15 protein-coding genes are annotated in these 16086 nt (G+C 71.0%); 7 read left to right on the top strand and 8 right to left on the bottom strand.

The genetic code is table 11. The annotated features are described in order from the left end of the window. Positions 1-22 precede the first annotated feature (22 nt). From ACH3VR_RS03145 to mftF, 7 genes are all read left to right on the top strand, one after another. Complete coding sequence (locus ACH3VR_RS03145; RefSeq protein ID WP_396639291.1) at positions 23-838, top strand: mycofactocin-coupled SDR family oxidoreductase; 816 nt, start codon at positions 23-25, stop codon at positions 836-838. 45 nt (positions 839-883) lie between these two features. Further along, positions 884-1708, top strand: a complete 825-nt coding sequence (locus ACH3VR_RS03140) for a mycofactocin-coupled SDR family oxidoreductase (RefSeq protein WP_396639290.1) — start codon at positions 884-886, stop codon at positions 1706-1708. Between the two features lie 76 nt (positions 1709-1784). Then, entirely contained in the window at positions 1785-2714 is a 930-nt protein-coding gene (locus ACH3VR_RS03135) for an AAA family ATPase (protein ID WP_396639289.1), read from the top strand. Positions 2715-2831: 117 nt separating this feature from the next. Beyond that, on the top strand, positions 2832-3695 hold the full coding sequence (locus ACH3VR_RS03130; protein ID WP_396639288.1) for a vWA domain-containing protein: 864 nt from the start codon (positions 2832-2834) through the stop codon (positions 3693-3695). Between the two features lie 112 nt (positions 3696-3807). Next, positions 3808-5007, top strand: a complete 1200-nt coding sequence (gene mftD / locus ACH3VR_RS03125; RefSeq protein ID WP_396639287.1) for a pre-mycofactocin synthase MftD — start codon at positions 3808-3810, stop codon at positions 5005-5007. A gap of 6 nt (positions 5008-5013) precedes the next feature. Further along, positions 5014-5862 (top strand): mycofactocin biosynthesis peptidyl-dipeptidase MftE, encoded by an 849-nt coding sequence (mftE, locus tag ACH3VR_RS03120; protein WP_396639286.1) that lies wholly within the window; start codon positions 5014-5016, stop codon positions 5860-5862. Then, the gene (mftF, locus tag ACH3VR_RS03115; RefSeq protein WP_396639285.1) at positions 5859-7277 is read left to right on the top strand and encodes a mycofactocin biosynthesis glycosyltransferase MftF; all 1419 of its coding nucleotides are present in this window, start codon (positions 5859-5861) and stop codon (positions 7275-7277) included. Before mftE ends, mftF begins: the two co-directional genes overlap by 4 nt. Before the next feature lie 122 nt (positions 7278-7399). On the opposite strand, the gene ACH3VR_RS03110 is transcribed toward mftF, so the two are convergent. From ACH3VR_RS03110 to ACH3VR_RS03075, 8 genes are all read right to left on the bottom strand, one after another. After that, complete coding sequence (locus ACH3VR_RS03110; RefSeq protein ID WP_396639284.1) at positions 7400-8659, bottom strand: ABC transporter substrate-binding protein; 1260 nt, start codon at positions 8657-8659, stop codon at positions 7400-7402. After that, positions 8656-9828, bottom strand: coding sequence for a branched-chain amino acid ABC transporter permease (locus ACH3VR_RS03105; RefSeq protein ID WP_396639283.1), 1173 nt, complete (start codon positions 9826-9828; stop codon positions 8656-8658). Before ACH3VR_RS03105 ends, ACH3VR_RS03110 begins: the two co-directional genes overlap by 4 nt. Next, positions 9825-10709 carry a branched-chain amino acid ABC transporter permease gene (locus ACH3VR_RS03100; RefSeq protein ID WP_396639282.1) on the bottom strand — a complete coding sequence of 295 codons (885 nt, stop codon included), beginning with the start codon at positions 10707-10709 and terminating at the stop codon, positions 9825-9827. The genes ACH3VR_RS03105 and ACH3VR_RS03100 overlap by 4 nt, the downstream gene beginning before the upstream one ends. Next, a complete protein-coding gene (locus tag ACH3VR_RS03095; RefSeq protein ID WP_396639281.1) occupies positions 10706-11566 on the bottom strand; it encodes an ABC transporter ATP-binding protein in 861 nt (286 codons plus the stop codon). Before ACH3VR_RS03095 ends, ACH3VR_RS03100 begins: the two co-directional genes overlap by 4 nt. After that, positions 11563-12330, bottom strand: a complete 768-nt coding sequence (locus tag ACH3VR_RS03090) for an ABC transporter ATP-binding protein (RefSeq protein ID WP_396639648.1) — start codon at positions 12328-12330, stop codon at positions 11563-11565. Before ACH3VR_RS03090 ends, ACH3VR_RS03095 begins: the two co-directional genes overlap by 4 nt. Positions 12331-12442: 112 nt before the next feature. Beyond that, on the bottom strand, positions 12443-13615 hold the full coding sequence (locus tag ACH3VR_RS03085; protein ID WP_396639280.1) for an acyl-CoA dehydrogenase family protein: 1173 nt from the start codon (positions 13613-13615) through the stop codon (positions 12443-12445). Further along, positions 13612-14490: an amidohydrolase family protein gene (locus tag ACH3VR_RS03080; protein ID WP_396639279.1), complete on the bottom strand. Its 879-nt coding sequence runs from the start codon at positions 14488-14490 to the stop codon at positions 13612-13614. The genes ACH3VR_RS03085 and ACH3VR_RS03080 overlap by 4 nt, the downstream gene beginning before the upstream one ends. Beyond that, positions 14487-16085, bottom strand: a complete 1599-nt coding sequence (locus ACH3VR_RS03075) for an AMP-binding protein (RefSeq protein WP_396639278.1) — start codon at positions 16083-16085, stop codon at positions 14487-14489. The genes ACH3VR_RS03080 and ACH3VR_RS03075 overlap by 4 nt, the downstream gene beginning before the upstream one ends. Position 16086 lies beyond the last annotated feature (1 nt).

Raw genomic sequence — 16086 nt, 5'->3', positions numbered from 1 at the left:
CGGGCGTCAAAGGAGGAAACACATGGGAGTTCTCGAGGGCAAGGTCGCCTTCATCACGGGCGCCGCGCGCGGGCAGGGACGCTCGCACGCCATCCGTCTGGCGCAGGAGGGCGCCAGCATCATCGCCGTCGACATCTGCGAGCAGATCTCGACCGTCGGCTACCCGATGTCGACGCCGGACGACATGCAGGAGACGGTGGCGGCGGTCGAGGCACTGGATCGCCGCATCCACGCCGTCCAGGCCGACGTGCGGGACCGTGCGGCGCTTCAGGCCGCGTTCGATGCCGGCACGGCGGCGCTCGGTCCGGTCGACATCGTGCTCGCCAACGCCGGCATCGCACCGCTGTCGCTCGAGCCGTCGCCCGACGAATGGGGCGACGTCATCGCGGTGAACCTCACCGGCGTCTACAACACCGTCGAGGTCGCGAAGCCGTCGATGATCGAGGGCGGCCGGGGCGGCGCGATCGTCATCACGAGCTCGACCGCGGGCATCAACGGCATCGGCGGCGATACGCCGGGCGGTCTCGGCTACACGGCGTCGAAGCACGGCGTCGTGGGCCTCATGCGGTCGTACGCCAACACCCTCGCGCAGCACAGCATCCGGGTGAACACGGTGCACCCGACCGGCGTGAACACGCCGATGGTCGTGAACGAGGTGATGCAGCAGTTCCTCGAGCAGGACCCGCAGATGGGTCAGGCCATGTCGAACGCGCTGCCCGTCCCGATGATCGAGGCCGTCGACATCTCGAACGCGATCCTGTTCCTCGTCTCGGACGCCGGCCGCTATGTGACCGGCGTCACGCTGCCCGTCGACGCGGGCTTCACCAACAAGCGCTGAGGCGCGGCCTCCATCGTCCATTTCCACCCGAAGGAAGGAACACACATGGCAGGAAGAGTCGAAGGCAAGGTCGCCTTCATCACGGGAGCTGCACGCGGGCAGGGCCGGTCGCATGCGATCCGGCTCGCGCAGGAGGGCGCCGACATCATCGCCGTCGACCTGTGCGACGACATCCCGAACGTCGCCTACCCGTCGGCCACGCCCGAGGACCTCGCGGAGACGGTGCGCGAGGTCGAGGCGCTCGACCGTCGCATCGTCTCGAGACAGGTCGACGTGCGCGACGGCGCCGCCGTGAAGGCTGCGGTCGATGAGGGTGTCGCGCAGCTCGGCAAGCTCGACATCGTCGTCGCGAACGCGGGCATCTGCGTGATGACCCCGTGGGACGAGACCACCGAGGACGTCTGGGACCAGACGATCGACACGAACCTCAAGGGCGTGTGGAACACCATCCGCTTCGGCGCACCACACCTCGTCCAGGCGGGCGGCGGATCGATCATCCTCACCAGCTCGGCAGCGGGCCTCAAGGGACTCCCGTTCTTGACCGCCTACGTCGCCGCGAAGCACGGCGTCGTGGGGCTCATGCGGGCCTTCGCCACGGAGCTGTCCGAGAACAACATCCGCGTGAACTCGGTCCACCCGACCGGCGTCGACACCCCCATGGGTCAGCTCGCCGATCCCGAGGTCGGTGCGAAGCTGCAGGAGATCATGGGCGCCCACCCGCGGCTCATGCCGATGCTGTCGAACCTGCTGCCCATCGAGATCACGCAGCCGGTCGACATCTCCAACGCCGTGCTGTTCCTCGCCTCGGACGAGGCGCGGTACGTCACGAGCCTCGCGATGACGGTGGACGCCGGCAACACGCAGTACTGAACGACGGGTGGATGCCGGGGCCCCGCCGGGCCGCGGCATCCACCCGATCCACGACCAGGACACGAAGCGAAGGATCATGACGAGAAGAGTCGACGTCGACCCCGCGCGCCTGCGCGACAGCCGCGAGCGGATCGGTGCGCGCATCGTCGGCCGAGAGCGGGAGCTGGAGCTGACTCTCGCCGCCGTGGCGGCCGGGCGCGACATCGTGCTCGAAGGTCCTCCGGGCACCAGCAAGACGACGATGCTCACGGCGATCACCGAGGAGTGGGGCATCCCGCTGCTGTTCGTCGAGGGGAACGCCGACCTGACACCCGCCAAGCTGGTCGGGCACCACAACCCCGCGCGGGTGCTCCGCGAAGACTACTCCGCCGAGAACTTCGTACCGGGGCCGCTCGTGGAGGCGATGCAGCAGGGCGGCTTCCTGTACATCGAAGAGTTCAACCGCGCGCCGGAGGACACGCTCAACACGCTGTTGACGGCGATGGCGGACCGCTCGATCGCCGTGCCGCGCGTCGGCCGCATCAAGGCCCTGCCGACATTCCGCGTCATCGCGTCGATGAACCCGTACGACAACGTGGGCACCACACGACTGTCGACGAGCGTGCACGACCGCCTCAACCGGCTCGCGGTCGACTACCAGAGCGCGCACGCCGAGGAGCAGATCACGGCGCTTCGCACCGGAGCCTCGGGCCCGCTGGGTGATCGACTCGTCCCCGACGCGGTGGCGGTGACGCGCGCGACGCGAGAGCACGAGGACGTGCGCCAGGGCTCCAGTGTGCGAGGAGCGATCGACACGGTGCTCGTGGCGTCGCGGCTGGCCGACCTGCGAGGGCTGGACGATCCCGACGACGACGGCTACGCCGAACTGGTGTTCGACGCGATGATCGTGGCGCTGTCCGGGCGGATCCACCTCGATGAGGCGGCGGAGACGACGCCCGAGCGCGTGCTGCGCGAGCTGTGGGAGGACCGTTTCATCCTGCACCCGCATGAGGCCGCGCCGGGATGAAGAGAGATCGCCGCCGACTCGCCGATCCGCCGGCGTGACCGGCGGTCGCCCCCGACGCGCGGAGCACCGCTGCGCCGAAAGCCCAAAGAGCTCGACGCCCCGCCGCAGGCGTTCGACATGTCACGGGGCGCTGCCGGAGCGATCGTGCTCGGCGCCGGCGGTCGTCGGCACGCCGGGGGCGGTGCTCCGGGCGGTCAGGCGCGGGCGACGACGGTCGAGCGGGGATGCATCGTCCCCGTGCCCGACGAGTCGTCCGACCTCGACCCCGAGGTTCGCGCGCGGTCGCGGCAGATCGCGGCGCGGCTCGCCGTGCCCCGCGCCCGGCGGGACGCGACCTCTCGCCGCGGGGTCGGCGACCTTGCGAGCGTGCCGTACCGCGGAGCATCCGACGACATCGACCTCGATCGCACGATCGAGGTGCTCGCCGAGCGCCCGATGCCTGAGGACGAGGACATCATCGTGCGCGAGCGGGTGCGCACCAAGCGCTCGGTCGTGCTGCTTGTGGACGTGTCGGGATCGATGCGCGGCGAGCGCATCCGCACCGCCGCGGCCACCGTCGGAGCGCTCGCGGGCGAGCTGCACCGTGATGCACTGGGTGTGATCGCGTTCTGGTCGGACGCGGCGATGCTGCTCGGCCTCGGCAGCGAGGTGTCTCCCGACCGGGTGCTCGACGCGCTCCTTCGACTGCCGGCGCGGGGGCTCACGAACGTCGCGTTCCCGCTCGAGCTCGCGGCTCAGCAGCTGTCGCATGCGCCGGTGCGCGATGCCCGCGCGATCCTGCTCTCCGACTGCGTGCACAACGCGGGTCCCGACCCGCGACCACTGGCCGCGCGCCTGCCGCGACTCGATGTGCTGCTCGACGTCACGGGCGAGAACGATCTCGAGCTCGGTCGTGAGCTCGCCGCTCGCGGCCGAGGGCTGTGCCGCGTCATCCGGAGCCACCGCGATGTCGCGCCCGCGCTGAGCGCCATCTTCGCGTGACGGGTCGCGCGCCGCCGCGAGCGGAGTCCGCTCGAGTCCGTCATCGGCGGAAGATTCCTACAATTTGGCACTCAGTGCCATTACACTGGCGGAAGTCGACGAGGAGGTCACGATGGCAAACGCTTGGTTCGAGACTGTGGCCGAGGCGCAGCGGCGCGCGAAGAAGCGGCTGCCCGCATCGGTGTACAGCGCGCTGCTCGCGGGTTCGGAGCGCGGAGTGACGTACGAGGACAACCTCGCGGCGTTCGCGGAGCTCGGGTTCGCACCGCACGTCGCAGGGCTCTCCGGCGAGCGGTCGCTCAAGACGACGGTCATGGGCATCGACATCTCGTTCCCCGTGCTCATCTCGCCCACCGGCGTGCAGGCCGTGCACCCCGAGGGCGAGGTCGCCGTCGCGCGGGCGGCGGCGAACCGCGGCACGATCATGGGCCTCAGCTCGTTCGCGAGCAAGCCCATCGAGGAGGTCGTGGAGGCGAACCCGAACACGTTCTACCAGGTGTACTGGATGGGCACGCGCGACGTCATGCTGCAGCGCCTCGAGCGCGCCCGCGCCGCCGGGGCGAAGGGCATCATCGCGACGCTCGACTGGTCGTTCTCGAACGGCCGCGACTGGGGCAGCCCCTGGATCCCCGAGCGCCTGACGGTCAAGGCCGCCGCGCGCTTCGCCCCGCAGGCGATCGTGAAGCCGACGTGGCTGTGGAGCTTCGCGAAGACCGGGCGCGTGCCCGACCTCACGACGCCCAACCTGACGGTTCCCGGCGGTGAGGCGCCGACGTTCTTCGGTGCGTACGGCGAATGGATGCAGACGCCGCTGCCCACGTGGGACGACGTCGCGTGGCTGCGCGCACAGTGGGACGGCCCGTTCTTGCTGAAAGGCGTGTCGCGCATCGATGACGCCCTGCGCGCCGTCGACGCGGGCGTCACCGCGATCTCGGTGTCCAACCACGGCGGCAACAACCTCGACTCGACACCCGCTGCGATCCGCATGCTCCCGGGCATCGCCGACGCCGTCGGCCGCCAGATCGACGTGCTGCTCGACGGCGGAATCCGCCGCGGCGGCGATGTCGCCAAGGCGCTCGCGCTCGGCGCCAAGGCCGTCATGATCGGCCGCGCCTACCTGTGGGGCCTCGCCGCGAACGGTCAGGGCGGCGTGGAGAACGTGCTCGACCTCCTCCGCGGCGGTCTCGACTCCGCCGTGCTCGGGCTCGGGCGATCGTCGGTGCAGGAGCTGCGCCGCGAGGACCTCTGGGTGCCGCCCGGGTTCACGCGCGAGCTCGGCGTCCCGGCCGACGCGCTCCAGGCCACTGCTTGACGCCGGATGACCGGAACGCCGCTCCTCGCCCTGCGCACGTGGCCTGATGTCGTGCGCGCCGTCGTGCTCGTGCCGGTCGGCTCGACCGAGCAGCACGGCCCGCACCTGCCGCTGTCGACCGACACCGTCATCGCAGCCGCCGTCGCCGACGACCTCGCGGCGCGCTGCCGATCCGCGGGGCTCGAGGCGGTCGTCGCGCCGCCGATCGCGTACGGCGCGAGCGGCGAGCACCAGGACTTCCCGGGCACGGTCTCGATCGGCACTCCCGCGCTCGCGTTCACGCTCCTCGAGCTGGGGCGCTCGGCCTCGGCGTGGGCGGACCGGATCGTCTTCGTCAACGGGCATGGGGGCAACCTCGAGGCCCTCGCCGAGGCCGTGCCGACGCTCCGCTCGGAGGGGCGCGACGCCGCGTGGCTCCCGTGCGCTCCCCCGCGCGCGACGGATGCCCACGCCGGCTTCGACGAGACCTCCCTCATGCTCCATCTCCGCCCGCAGGACGTGCGGACCGAGCTCGCCGAGCCTGGTGCGAGGGCGCCGATGAGCGAACTCCTGCCGCGCCTGCGCGACGCGGGCGTGCGCGCCACCTCCCCGAACGGCGTGCTCGGCGACCCGACCGGCGCCTCCGCAGCGCACGGGACGGCTCTGTTCGCCGGAATGTGCGACGGCGCATGGGCGCGTCTGCGGCACGGCACTCCAGGGGCGGATGGATGCCTCCTCCCGCCGTCCGCGGAGCCGGCCGCCGCGCCCGCCCCGCAACGCGCCGACCAGCCCGCCACCGGGCCCGCCCCGCAGCGCGCCGACCAGCCCGCCCCGCAGTCCGCCGCGATCGAGCCCTCCGTGGAGTCCGCCCCGTGAGCGCCCTGCCCGACGGCTTCACGGTGCGCCTCGACCGCCGCACGCGCGTGGTCGACGGCGGACGCGTGCTGATCGGCGGCGCTCCGACCCGCGTCGCCCGGCTCAAGCCCGCCGCCGCGCGCGTCCTGCGGGACCGCGAGCTCGTCGTCCGCGACCCCGTCACGCGCGGCCTGGCCGAGCACCTCCTCGCGACGGGGCTCGGCGACCCCGTCGTCGCGACCCTGCCCGCCATCCCGCTCACCGAGCTCACGGTCGTCATCCCCGTCCGCGATCGGCCGACGCAGCTCGCGCGCCTCCTCGCGAGCGTCCCGCCGCAGGTCGCCGCCGTGCTCGTCGTCGACGACGCGTCGCGCCGGCCGCAGGCGGTGGCATCCGTCGTCTCCTGGCACGGTGCGCGACTCATCCCGCTCGAGGTCAACGTCGGAGCCGCGGCGGCGCGCAACGCGGGCCTCGCACAAGCCGCAACGCCGTTCGTCGCGTTCATCGACTCCGACGTCGTGCTTCAGGACGGATGCCTCGACCTCCTGCTGCGGCACTTCGCCGACCCCCGCCTCGCGATGGCGGCACCGCGCGTCCTGGGTCTCGACGCCGACGAGCCGAACTGGATCACCCGCTACGAGAACGCCCGGTCGTCGCTCGACCTGGGCGGCGATGCCGCGAGCGTCCGGCCGCGCAGCCCCGTCACGTGGGTCTCGAGCACGTGCCTTGTCGCGCGCATCGCCCACCTCGGCGCCGGGTTCGACGCCTCGATGCGCGTCGGGGAAGACGTCGATCTCGTCTGGCGGCTCGTCGACGACGGCTTCCGCGTGCGGTTCGAGCCCGCCGCGACCGTCCTGCACGAGCACCGCACGCGCCTGCGCACGTGGCTCGGCCGCAAGTTCTTCTACGGCACCGGGGCGCACCTGCTCTCGGTGCGGCACCCCGACGACGTCGCGCCTGTCGTGCTGCCGCCGTGGGGCGCACTTGTCCTCGCCCTGCTGCTCGCACAGCGGCGGTGGTCGATCCCGGCCGTCGCGCTCACGGGCGTCGTGGTGGCGGGGCGCATCGCGAAGCGGCTGGGGCACACGCGCCGGCCGTGGCCGATCGCGGGGCGCCTCACCGGCGAGGGCATGATCGCCGCGCTCGGGCAGGGGTTCGCGCTGCTGCTGCGGCACTGGTGGCCCGCGACGCTCGCAGTGGGGCTGTTCTCCCCACGCGTGCGCCGGGCCGCCGCGATCGCGGCGGTCGCTGACGTCGTGTGGGAGTACCTGCGCCTGCGTCCCCGCCTCGACCCGGTGCGGTTCGGCGCGGCGCGCCGGCTCGACGACCTCGCCTACGGCGCCGGCGTGTGGTGGGGCGCGTTGCGCGGCCGGTCGCCGAAGGCGCTCCTGCCCGCGATCGTCCGCAGCGGCCGCGCGCGTCGGTCCGCCGAATAGCCCGCCGCTCCGACGATCCGCCGAGAAGCGCCGGCGCCGGCCCGCGGCATCCCTCGCCTCACAGACCGCACGACACGGCGGTGCCCGCCCGGAGAACCGGGCGGGCACCGCCGTGGTCGGCGTCAGAAGCCGGGGCCTCGTCCGTCCGGCGCGACGTACTTGGTCGCACGCGCCTTGAGGCTGCCCGGCGCCGCCGGGTCGTAGGAGAAGATCGACGACGTGTCGGGCTGCAGGCGCTTCTCGACCGGGCCGTACGTCATGTCGCCGTTGAGGTCGAGGTAGCTGACCTTGTCGAGCTGGTCCATCGCGTTCATGAGCCCCGTGCCCGACAGGTCGCCGAGCTCGACGGCCTTCTCGAGGATCGTCGACGCCGTGATCGCCTGCATGAAGCCGTAGACGTTCTGCATCGTCGGCGTCGCACCCAGCTGCTTCGTGAGCATCTTGATGCCTTCGATCGAGTCGTCGTCGAGGTCGCCGCCGATGCCGGTGACGACGAAGTGGTCCTTCAGGTAGCCGGCGATGTCGGTGTCCTTGAACGACTGCGCGATCGCGAAGAACTCCGCGATCCACTTCGGCGAGTAGTCGAGCTGCGTCGCGGCCGCCACGAGGTTCGGCACGTTGTTGGTCGCGCCGCCGAACACGACGACGTCGCAGTCCGCGTTCTTGAGGGTCTGCACCTGCGCCGTGAAGGCCGCGTCGGTCGGTGCGAACTCCGCCTTCGGCCCGACGGTGAAGCCGAGCTCCTTGCCGGCGTAGTCGAGCGCGTCCTGCCGGGCCTGGCCCGACTGGTCGGCCTGGATCATCGAGCAGACCGTGGAGTCCTTCGTGATCTCCTTCTGCTCGAACATGTACGACAGCGCGTTCCAGACGTTCGACTGGTACGACGTGAACGTCATGCCGAGGTTCTCCTGCTTGGTGAACCGCGAGCTCTGCGTCGAGGGCAGCGCGACGGCTTCGTCCTGCTGGAGGATCGGCAGCAGCGCCTCGGTCGAGGCGTCTCCGAGGATGCCCGACAGCATGACGACCTGGTCCTTGACGCGCTGGTACTCCTGCACCGCCAGCTGCGGGTTGTACTGGTTGTCGGCCGTCGTGACCTCGACCTTGTACTTGCCGTCGATGCCGCCCTTGGCGTTGACGATGTCGTAGTAGGCCTGCTGACCGGCGACCTGCTCGTTCGACGACGGCGCGAGCGGGCCGCTGAGCGCCGTCATCTGCCCGACGTGGATCACGCCGTCGGCGAGGTCGAAGCCGGGCACCGAGGCCAGCTCCTTACCCGAAGCGGCATTCGTGGCGTCGCCACTGGGAGCTGTCTGGACGGCGCACGACGTCAGCAGCAGCGCTGCTGCGGCCATGCTGAGGACGCCGAGAGTGCGGATTCTCACGAACTGAGTCCTTCCTTCTGTGTGGGGGTTTCCCTTGATGCGGGTCGGGATGCCGCGTCCGTCGTCGTCGCAGAGGCCTTCGGCCGGCGACGCGTGGGGGCGCGGAAGAACGAGATGAGGCCTCCGCGGCGGAAGAGCAGGAAGAGCACGATGAGCACGCCGTAGACGACGAGGCCGAAGCCCGAGACGCTCACGCCGCCCTGCTCCCCCGGCTTGGAGATGAAGGGCAGGTAATCGGCCAGCCAGATCGCGAGCACGGGCACGAGCCCGATGAACAGGGCGCCCAGCACAGGACCCCAGATGCTCGCGAGCCCCCCGATGACGATGATGGCGACGTACTGGATCGACAGGTCGAGACCGAAGTTCTCCGGCCGGATGTACTGCAGGAGCACCCCGAGCAGTCCGCCCGCGATGCCGGCGAGCACCGACGAGACGACGAACGCGTTCATCATCGTGGGGAGGCGCCGCACGCCGAGCACCTCGGCGGCGAGGTCGTGGTCGCGGATCGCCTGCATCGCGCGGCCCGAGCGGGAGCGCACGATGTTCGCGGTCGCCAGCAGCACGAGCGCGAGGACCACCCAGCACAGGATGAACATGCCCTGCTCGCGGGTCAGGAGGAATGGGCCCACCTGGAGCCGCGCGAAGTCGACGGGTCCGATCGAGACGGGTGCCGTGACGACCGTGCCGTTGAGGCCGCCCGTGAGCGCGGGGAGGTTCCGCGCCGCGTAGATGCCGATGTAGACGAGTCCGAGCGAGACGATCGCGAGGTACGGTCCGCGCAGCCGCAGTGCGAACGGCGCGACGAGCGAGCCGAGCGCGCCCGCGAACAGCCCCGCGAGCGGCAGCCACACCAGGAACGGCAGGCCGAGCTGGCCGCCCAGCACCTGGCCGGCGAAGGCGCCCGCGCCGACGAAGAACGCGTGGCCGAGAGAGATCTGCCCCGCGTATCCCGTGAGCAGGTTCAGTCCCGTCGCGGCGATCGCCGCGACGGCCGCCGTCGCGAGGACGGTGAGCACGTAGCTGTCGGCGACGTTGAGCGGGATGGCGAAGATCGCGACGACGAACAGGGTCACGAGGATCTTCTTGGTCAGGGTGTCGAACAGGCGCGGAGCGCGCGCCTGCGCGCTGCGGGCGAGGACGGCGTCGGGGGTCGTGGTCGTGGCAGTCATGCGCGTCGGATCTCCTTGCGTCCGAAGAGGCCCGCGGGGCGGATGAGCAGGATCACGAGCATCACGAGGTAGGGCACGACGTCGGAGAAGCCCGACCCCCAGCTCTCGGGCACGAGCGACACCGAGAACTGCTGCACGATGCCGATGATGAGTCCGCCGACGACGGCGCCGAGCGGCGACTCCAGGCCGCCGAGGATGATGACCGGCAGGGCCAGGAACGCATAGACCTCGAGGCCGGGGCGCACACCGCCGCCCACTGTGGTGGACAGGACGATGCCGCCGAAGGCGCCGAGCGCACCCGCGATGCCCCACGAGATGCCGAACACGAGACGCGTGCTCACCCCCTGCGCCATCGCGGCCTCGCTGTCGATCGCGGTCGCGCGCAGGCTCAGGCCGATGCGCGTGTACCGGAAGAAGACGAAGAACCCGAGCAGCAGCACGGCGGTGATCGGGATGAGCGTCGCATCGCGCGACGTGATGCCGATGCCGCCGACGCGGATCACCTCGAGCGCCCACGGGTCGTCGAGATTGAGCGAGTCGCCCGGCCAGAGGCCGGTCACGATGGGCGCGACGGCGATCGTGACGCCGAATGTGACGAGCAGCGCCGCGAAGTGGTCGGTGACGCGGTGGAGCACGAACGCCTCGAGCAGCACGGCGAACAGGGCGACGGCCGCCATCGCGATGACGACTCCGATCCAGAACGGGAGGCCCATCTGGTGGATCAGCGCGAACGCGAGGTAGGCGCCGAGCACGACGAAGCTGCCCTGCGCGAGATTCAGGATGCCGGAGGCCCGGGCGACGATCACGAAGCCCAGCGCGAGCACCGCGTAGAGGCATCCGAGCGCGATGCCCGAGACGAGGGTCTGCAGAACATCGGTCATCGCCGTGCTCCCTTCGCGACGCGCTTGGGGATCTTCAGCGCGATGTTCCCGGTGAGTGTGGGGTCGTCCGCCTCTTCGGAGTCGTCACCGAGGTAGGCGGCGATGACCCGGGGGTCGGAGATCGCGGCGCGGGGCGACTCGATCGTGATGGTCGTGCCGAAGTCGAGCACGAGCGACCGGTCGCCGAGGCGCGTGACCAGGCCCATGTCGTGCTCGATCATCACGATCGTGAGTCCCAGTTCGCGCTTGGCGACGAGGATCCACTCGGCGAGCTCGTCGGTCTCCTCGTCGTTCATGCCCGCCGCGGGCTCGTCGAGGAGCAGGAGGCGCGGCTCGACCGCGAGGGCCCGGGCGAGCTCGATGCGCTTCTTGATGCCGTACGGCAGGTCCCGGATCGGACGCGCGAGGTAGTCGCCCAGACCCATGAGGTCGATGAGCGGCTCGCACGCCTGGCGCGCGATCGTCTCCTCGCGGCGGGCGCGGCCGAACCACACCGATCCGCTGAGCACGCCCGACTTCATGAGCCGCTGGCGGCCCAGCACGACGTTGTCCATGACGTCCATGTGCTCGAACAGCGCGAGGTTCTGGAAGGTGCGCGCGATCCCGAGGGTCGCGAGGGAGGAGCGCTTGGCTTCCAGCAGCGGCGTGCCGTCGAACATGACGGAGCCGCCTGTCGGACGGTAGATGCGGCTGATGACGTTCAGCAGCGAGGTCTTGCCGGCGCCGTTGGGGCCGATGACGGTGAAGAACTCACCCTCGCGCACATCGAACGTGATGCCGCGGAGGATGTGCAGACCGCCGATCGACAGGGCGATGTCGCGCACATCGAGCAGCGGCGTGGTGTCGCGGGTGCTCATGCGACGTCCTCCGCTCCGAGGCCGAGCAGCAGGCGCTGCAGGCCCTCGTCGGCGCGCAGGTTCGCGGCCGTGTCCTCGTGGATGATCCGGCCGTGCTCGATGACGTAGCCGCGGTCGGCGACCGAGAGGGCCATCGTGGCGTTCTGCTCGATGAGCAGGACGCTCGTGCCGGCCTCCTGGATGGCCCGGATCGTGTCGCCGACGAACGTCACGAGCTTCGGCGACAGGCCGAGCGTCGGCTCGTCGAGCACGAGCAGGCGAGGCGACGACATCAGCGCGCGGGCGACGGCCAGCATCTGCTGCTCGCCGCCCGACAGCAGGCCGGCGGCCTGGTCGCGACGCTCGTCGAGGCGCGGGAAGAGCTGGTACACCTGGTCGCGGTTCTCGCGAAGCTCGGCCCCGCGCACCGTCGTGCCGCCCATCTCGAGGTTCTCGGCGACCGTCATGGCGCCGAAGATGCGCCGGCCCTCGAGGGTCTGCGCGACGCCGTGCCGCACGATCGCGCGGGGCGAGCGCCGGGTGACGTCCTCGCCGAAGCTGCGGATCGTCCCCGACGCGATCGACCCGCCCTGCACGGGCAGCAGACCCGTCACGGCGCGGGCGAGCGTCGACTTCCCCGCGCCGTTGAGGCCCATGATCGTCACGACCTCGCCGGCGCGGACCGTGAGGCTCACCTCGCGCAGTGCCGTGATCGAGCGGCCGTACCGCACGCTCAGGCCTGCGACATCCAGTGCGTCCGCGCTCTGCGCGTCTCGCTCTTGCATCGTCACCGCGTAGGTCCTCCTCGACCTTCGGATGATCCGCGTCGCCGCGGATTCGGGTTCCTTCATTCTCAGGTAACCTGAGATTCAAATCAAGTGTCAGTTGGACTGAAATTCAGCCCGTGAAGGCGCTCCGCCCCGTCAGCGCACGCCCCACGATGAGGGTGTTGACCTCCCGCGTGCCTTCGAACGTGTACATCGCCTCGGCGTCGGCGAAGAAGCGCACGGCGTCGTTGTCCAGCAGGATCCCGTTGCCGCCCATGGTCTCCCTCGCCAGCGCCACGGTCTCCCGCAGGCGGTCGGCCGCGACGAGCTTGATGAGGCTGGGCGACACGTCGTCGGCGATCGGATGCGTCGTCGTGCGGACGGCGAGCGCGAGCGTCTGCGCGATGTTCGCGACGATCTGCACGAGTTTCTGCTGGACGAGCTGGAACCCCGCGATGGGCCTTCCGAACTGCTCGCGACGCTGCGCATAGTCGAGCGCGGCCGCGTACGCGCCCAGCTGCATCCCCGCCGAGCTCCACGCGATATCGGCGCGCAGGCTCCGGAACGCCCGGTTGATGTCGCGGAACGACTCGATCCGCGGCAGGCGCCGCTCCTCGGCGACGACGACGCCGTCGAGCACGATGTCGGCGTTGTGGACCATGCGCGCGGCGGCCTTGCGGGGGATGACGCTGCGCCGCACCCCCGGGGCGTCGGACGGCACGACGAAGGCGAGGACACGCGCGCCGTCGTGCTCCCGTGCCACGACGACGAGGTTGTCCGAGATCGTCGCATTGCCGATCCAGCGTTTCGCCCCGTTGAGCACCCAGCGGTCGCCCTCGCGACGCGCCGTCGTCGACATCCCGCCGGCCACGTCCGAGCCGTGCTCCGGCTCGTTGAGCGCGAAGCATCCCGTGAACGAGAAGTCCAGGATGCCGGGATCCCACGCCGCGATCTGCTCGGGGCTGCCGCCCTCGTGCACGAGCGTGCGGAACATGCCCACCTGGCCGCCGTAGGTGATCGAGATGGCGAGGTCGAGGCGGCACAGCTCGAGCGTCACGAAGCCCCGGTAGAGGGGCCTCGGCGAGCCGTCGACGCCGAGCACTTCGGGGTCGTCGAGCAGGTGCAGATCGGCGAGGGGCCGGCGGAAGTCGGCGAGCGACTCCCCCCGCTCCCAGCGGTCGGGCAGCACGGGCCGCACGTGCTCGTCGAGGTAGGCGCGCAGGCCCGCGAGCTTCGCGCGCTCGGCAGCGGTGAGGTCGCCCGCGAAGCCCAGCAGATCGCCGGGGTAGTCGAGCTCGGTCATTGCGCCGCTCCGTCGTCGAGGCCGAGCAGGCGCACGGCGTTGTCCTTGAGGACGAGCTGCTGCACCTCGTCGGGCAGCTCGAGCGCGGCGAAGTCGCGCAGCCAGCGGTCGGGCGTGATCGCGGGGAAGTCCGACCCGAAGAGCATCTTGTGCCGAAGGTATGTGCGCGTCGCGCGCACGAGCTCGGGGCTGAAGTACTTCGGCGACCACCCGGACAGGTCGATCCAGACGTTGGCCTTGTGCGTCGCGATCGACAGGGCCTCGTCCTGCCACGGGACGCTCGGGTGCGCGAGGATGATGCGGAGCCCGGGATGCCGCGCCGCGACGTCGTCGAGCAGCATGGGGTTCGACAGCCGCAGGCGCAACCCCAGTCCGCCGGGCACACCCGCCCCGACCCCGGTCTGGCCCGTGTGCACGACGATCGGCAGGTCGAGGTCCTCGATCGCCGCGAAGAGCGGCACGAATTCGGGTGCGGAGGGGTCGAACCCCTGCACCGTGGGGTGGAACTTGAACCCCTTCACGCCGAGCTCGCGCGCCTGCCGGTGCATCTCCTCGATCGCGGCGTCGCCCTGCAGGGGATCCACCGAGCCGAACGCGATGAGGGTGTCGGCGTGCCGTGCGGCGCCCGCGGCGATGTCGTCGATGCTGTTCGGCGCGTGCCCCGTGTTGGTCGTGGCATCCACCGTGAACACGACCGCCATGAGATCGCGCTCGCGGTAGTAGTCGGCGGTCTCGTCGATCGTGCGCACCGGCTCGCTGCTGCCGAAGTAGCGGTCCATCGCCTCGCGCTGCTCCGGCGACGCGCCGAACCGGCCGCTGTCGTCGATCTGGATGTGCACGTGGGTGTCGACCGCCTTGATCCGCTCGAGCATCATGCCGCGTCTCCCTTGTTGCGCGCGATCTCGTCGCGCAGCCGGGCGACGTCGACCTTGCCGGTCGGCGTACGGTCCATCGAGGCGCGGAAGACGATCTGCCGAGGCTTCTTGTAGCCCGCGAGCAGGGCGTCGACGTGCGCGATGAGCTCGTCGGGCGTGACGTCGCCGGCGCGCTCGACGACAGCGGTCACGACCTCGCCGAACCGGGGGTCGGGCGTGCCGAGCACGACGGCGTCGGCGACGGCGGGGTGCGACAGGAGCGCCTCCTCGACCTCGAGGGGGTACACCTTCTCGCCGCCCGTGTTGATGACGCCGCTCCCCCGGCCGAGGAACTCGATGTGCCGGTCGTCCTCCACGCGCACCCAGTCGCCCGGGATGACGTGGCGGATCCCGTCGATGACGGGGAACGTGGCATCCGTCTTCTCTTGATCGCCGTAGTACCCGAGCGGAAGTGCGCCGCGCTGGGCGAGCACTCCGAGCCGACCGGGCCGGTCCTGGATCTCGTTGCGCTGCTCGTCGAGCACGACCGCGGTGGGGAACAGCTTGGGTCGGCCGGGCAGGTCGTCTTCGCCCGTCGTCGTCGTGACGGCGAACCCGCCGCCCTCGGTCGAGGCGAGCATGTCGAAGATCGTCAGGTCGCCGAGCCGATGCAGCCCGCGCTTGGTCTCGGGGCTGAACCTCATGCCCGAGCTCATGATCGAGGTGACCGTCGACAGCGTCAGGCCGCCCCGCTCGGCGGCCTCGACGAGCGGCACCGCGACGGCGTCGCCCGCCACGATGACGCGGGTCGCCTTCGCGTCGTTCGCGAAGCGCAGCGCCGCATCGGCGTCGAGCCGCGCCGACGACGTCACGAGCACTGTGCCGCCGAGGGTGAGCGTGTTCATCGACGTCGTGAGGGCCGTCCCGTGCATGAACGGGGCGAGCGGCAGGTTGACCATGTGGGTCGTGGCGGGGTCGCACGCGATCGCGACGGCCTCGTCGGTCGTCCGCGGCCAATCCAGTCGCGACATCGAGTAGGTCGCGAACATCTGGACCTCGAACATGTCCTGCTCGTCCCAGCGCACCGCTTTGGGCCGGCCGGTGGTTCCGCCGGTGTAGATCCACAGCTCGGCACCGTCGGGCGCCGCCTCGGGCAGCGGGGCGTCGCCCGCGACGGCGTCGTCCCACGCGAGCCCGGGAGCGTCGGCGGCGCCGTCGTCGGCGACCGCGAGGAGGAGCACCTCGTGGTCGGCCTGTTCCGCCGCATCCCGTGCCACGTCCGTCAGCGACGTGGGGAAGATGAGCGCGGCTGCTCCCGAGTCGTCGAGGAGAGCCGCCGCCTCCCCCGCACGCAGCCGGAAGTTGAGCGGCACGGGCGTGATGCCGGCCGCGAGGCACGCGAACTGCGTGATGAGGAACTCGGGCCGGTTGTAGAGCAGCATGGCGACCCGGTCGCCGCGCCGCACGCCGTGGCGGGCGAGCGTCTCGAGCAGCGCGCCCGCTTCGCGCGCGAAGCGCGCATAGGTCCATTCCTGCCCGTCGGCCGTGATGATCGCCGGCCGGTCGGGCAGGGCGCGGGCGACGCCCTGCCAGATGTCGGCGTAGTGTGCCCGCACG

This window comes from Microbacterium alkaliflavum (genome assembly GCF_044325405.1).
Lineage (GTDB): Bacteria > Actinomycetota > Actinomycetes > Actinomycetales > Microbacteriaceae > Microbacterium > Microbacterium alkaliflavum.
The sequence above is the reverse complement of the archived record's forward strand: the minus strand, read 5'-3'. Positions and strand labels throughout refer to the sequence as shown.

Excerpts from the sequence above, each read along its gene's own strand:
- ACH3VR_RS03145 (WP_396639291.1), top strand. The coding sequence starts at position 23 with ATGGGAGTTCTCGAGGGCAAGGTCGCCTTCATCACGGGCGCCGCGCGC.
- ACH3VR_RS03140 (WP_396639290.1), top strand. The coding sequence starts at position 884 with ATGGCAGGAAGAGTCGAAGGCAAGGTCGCCTTCATCACGGGAGCTGCA.
- ACH3VR_RS03135 (WP_396639289.1), top strand. The coding sequence starts at position 1,785 with ATGACGAGAAGAGTCGACGTCGACCCCGCGCGCCTGCGCGACAGCCGC.
- ACH3VR_RS03130 (WP_396639288.1), top strand. The coding sequence starts at position 2,832 with ATGTCACGGGGCGCTGCCGGAGCGATCGTGCTCGGCGCCGGCGGTCGT.
- mftD (WP_396639287.1), top strand. The coding sequence starts at position 3,808 with ATGGCAAACGCTTGGTTCGAGACTGTGGCCGAGGCGCAGCGGCGCGCG.
- mftE (WP_396639286.1), top strand. The coding sequence starts at position 5,014 with ATGACCGGAACGCCGCTCCTCGCCCTGCGCACGTGGCCTGATGTCGTG.
- ACH3VR_RS03105 (WP_396639283.1), bottom strand. The coding sequence starts at position 9,828 with ATGACTGCCACGACCACGACCCCCGACGCCGTCCTCGCCCGCAGCGCG.
- ACH3VR_RS03100 (WP_396639282.1), bottom strand. The coding sequence starts at position 10,709 with ATGACCGATGTTCTGCAGACCCTCGTCTCGGGCATCGCGCTCGGATGC.
- ACH3VR_RS03095 (WP_396639281.1), bottom strand. The coding sequence starts at position 11,566 with ATGAGCACCCGCGACACCACGCCGCTGCTCGATGTGCGCGACATCGCC.
- ACH3VR_RS03090 (WP_396639648.1), bottom strand. The coding sequence starts at position 12,330 with ATGCAAGAGCGAGACGCGCAGAGCGCGGACGCACTGGATGTCGCAGGC.
- ACH3VR_RS03085 (WP_396639280.1), bottom strand. The coding sequence starts at position 13,615 with ATGACCGAGCTCGACTACCCCGGCGATCTGCTGGGCTTCGCGGGCGAC.
- ACH3VR_RS03080 (WP_396639279.1), bottom strand. The coding sequence starts at position 14,490 with ATGATGCTCGAGCGGATCAAGGCGGTCGACACCCACGTGCACATCCAG.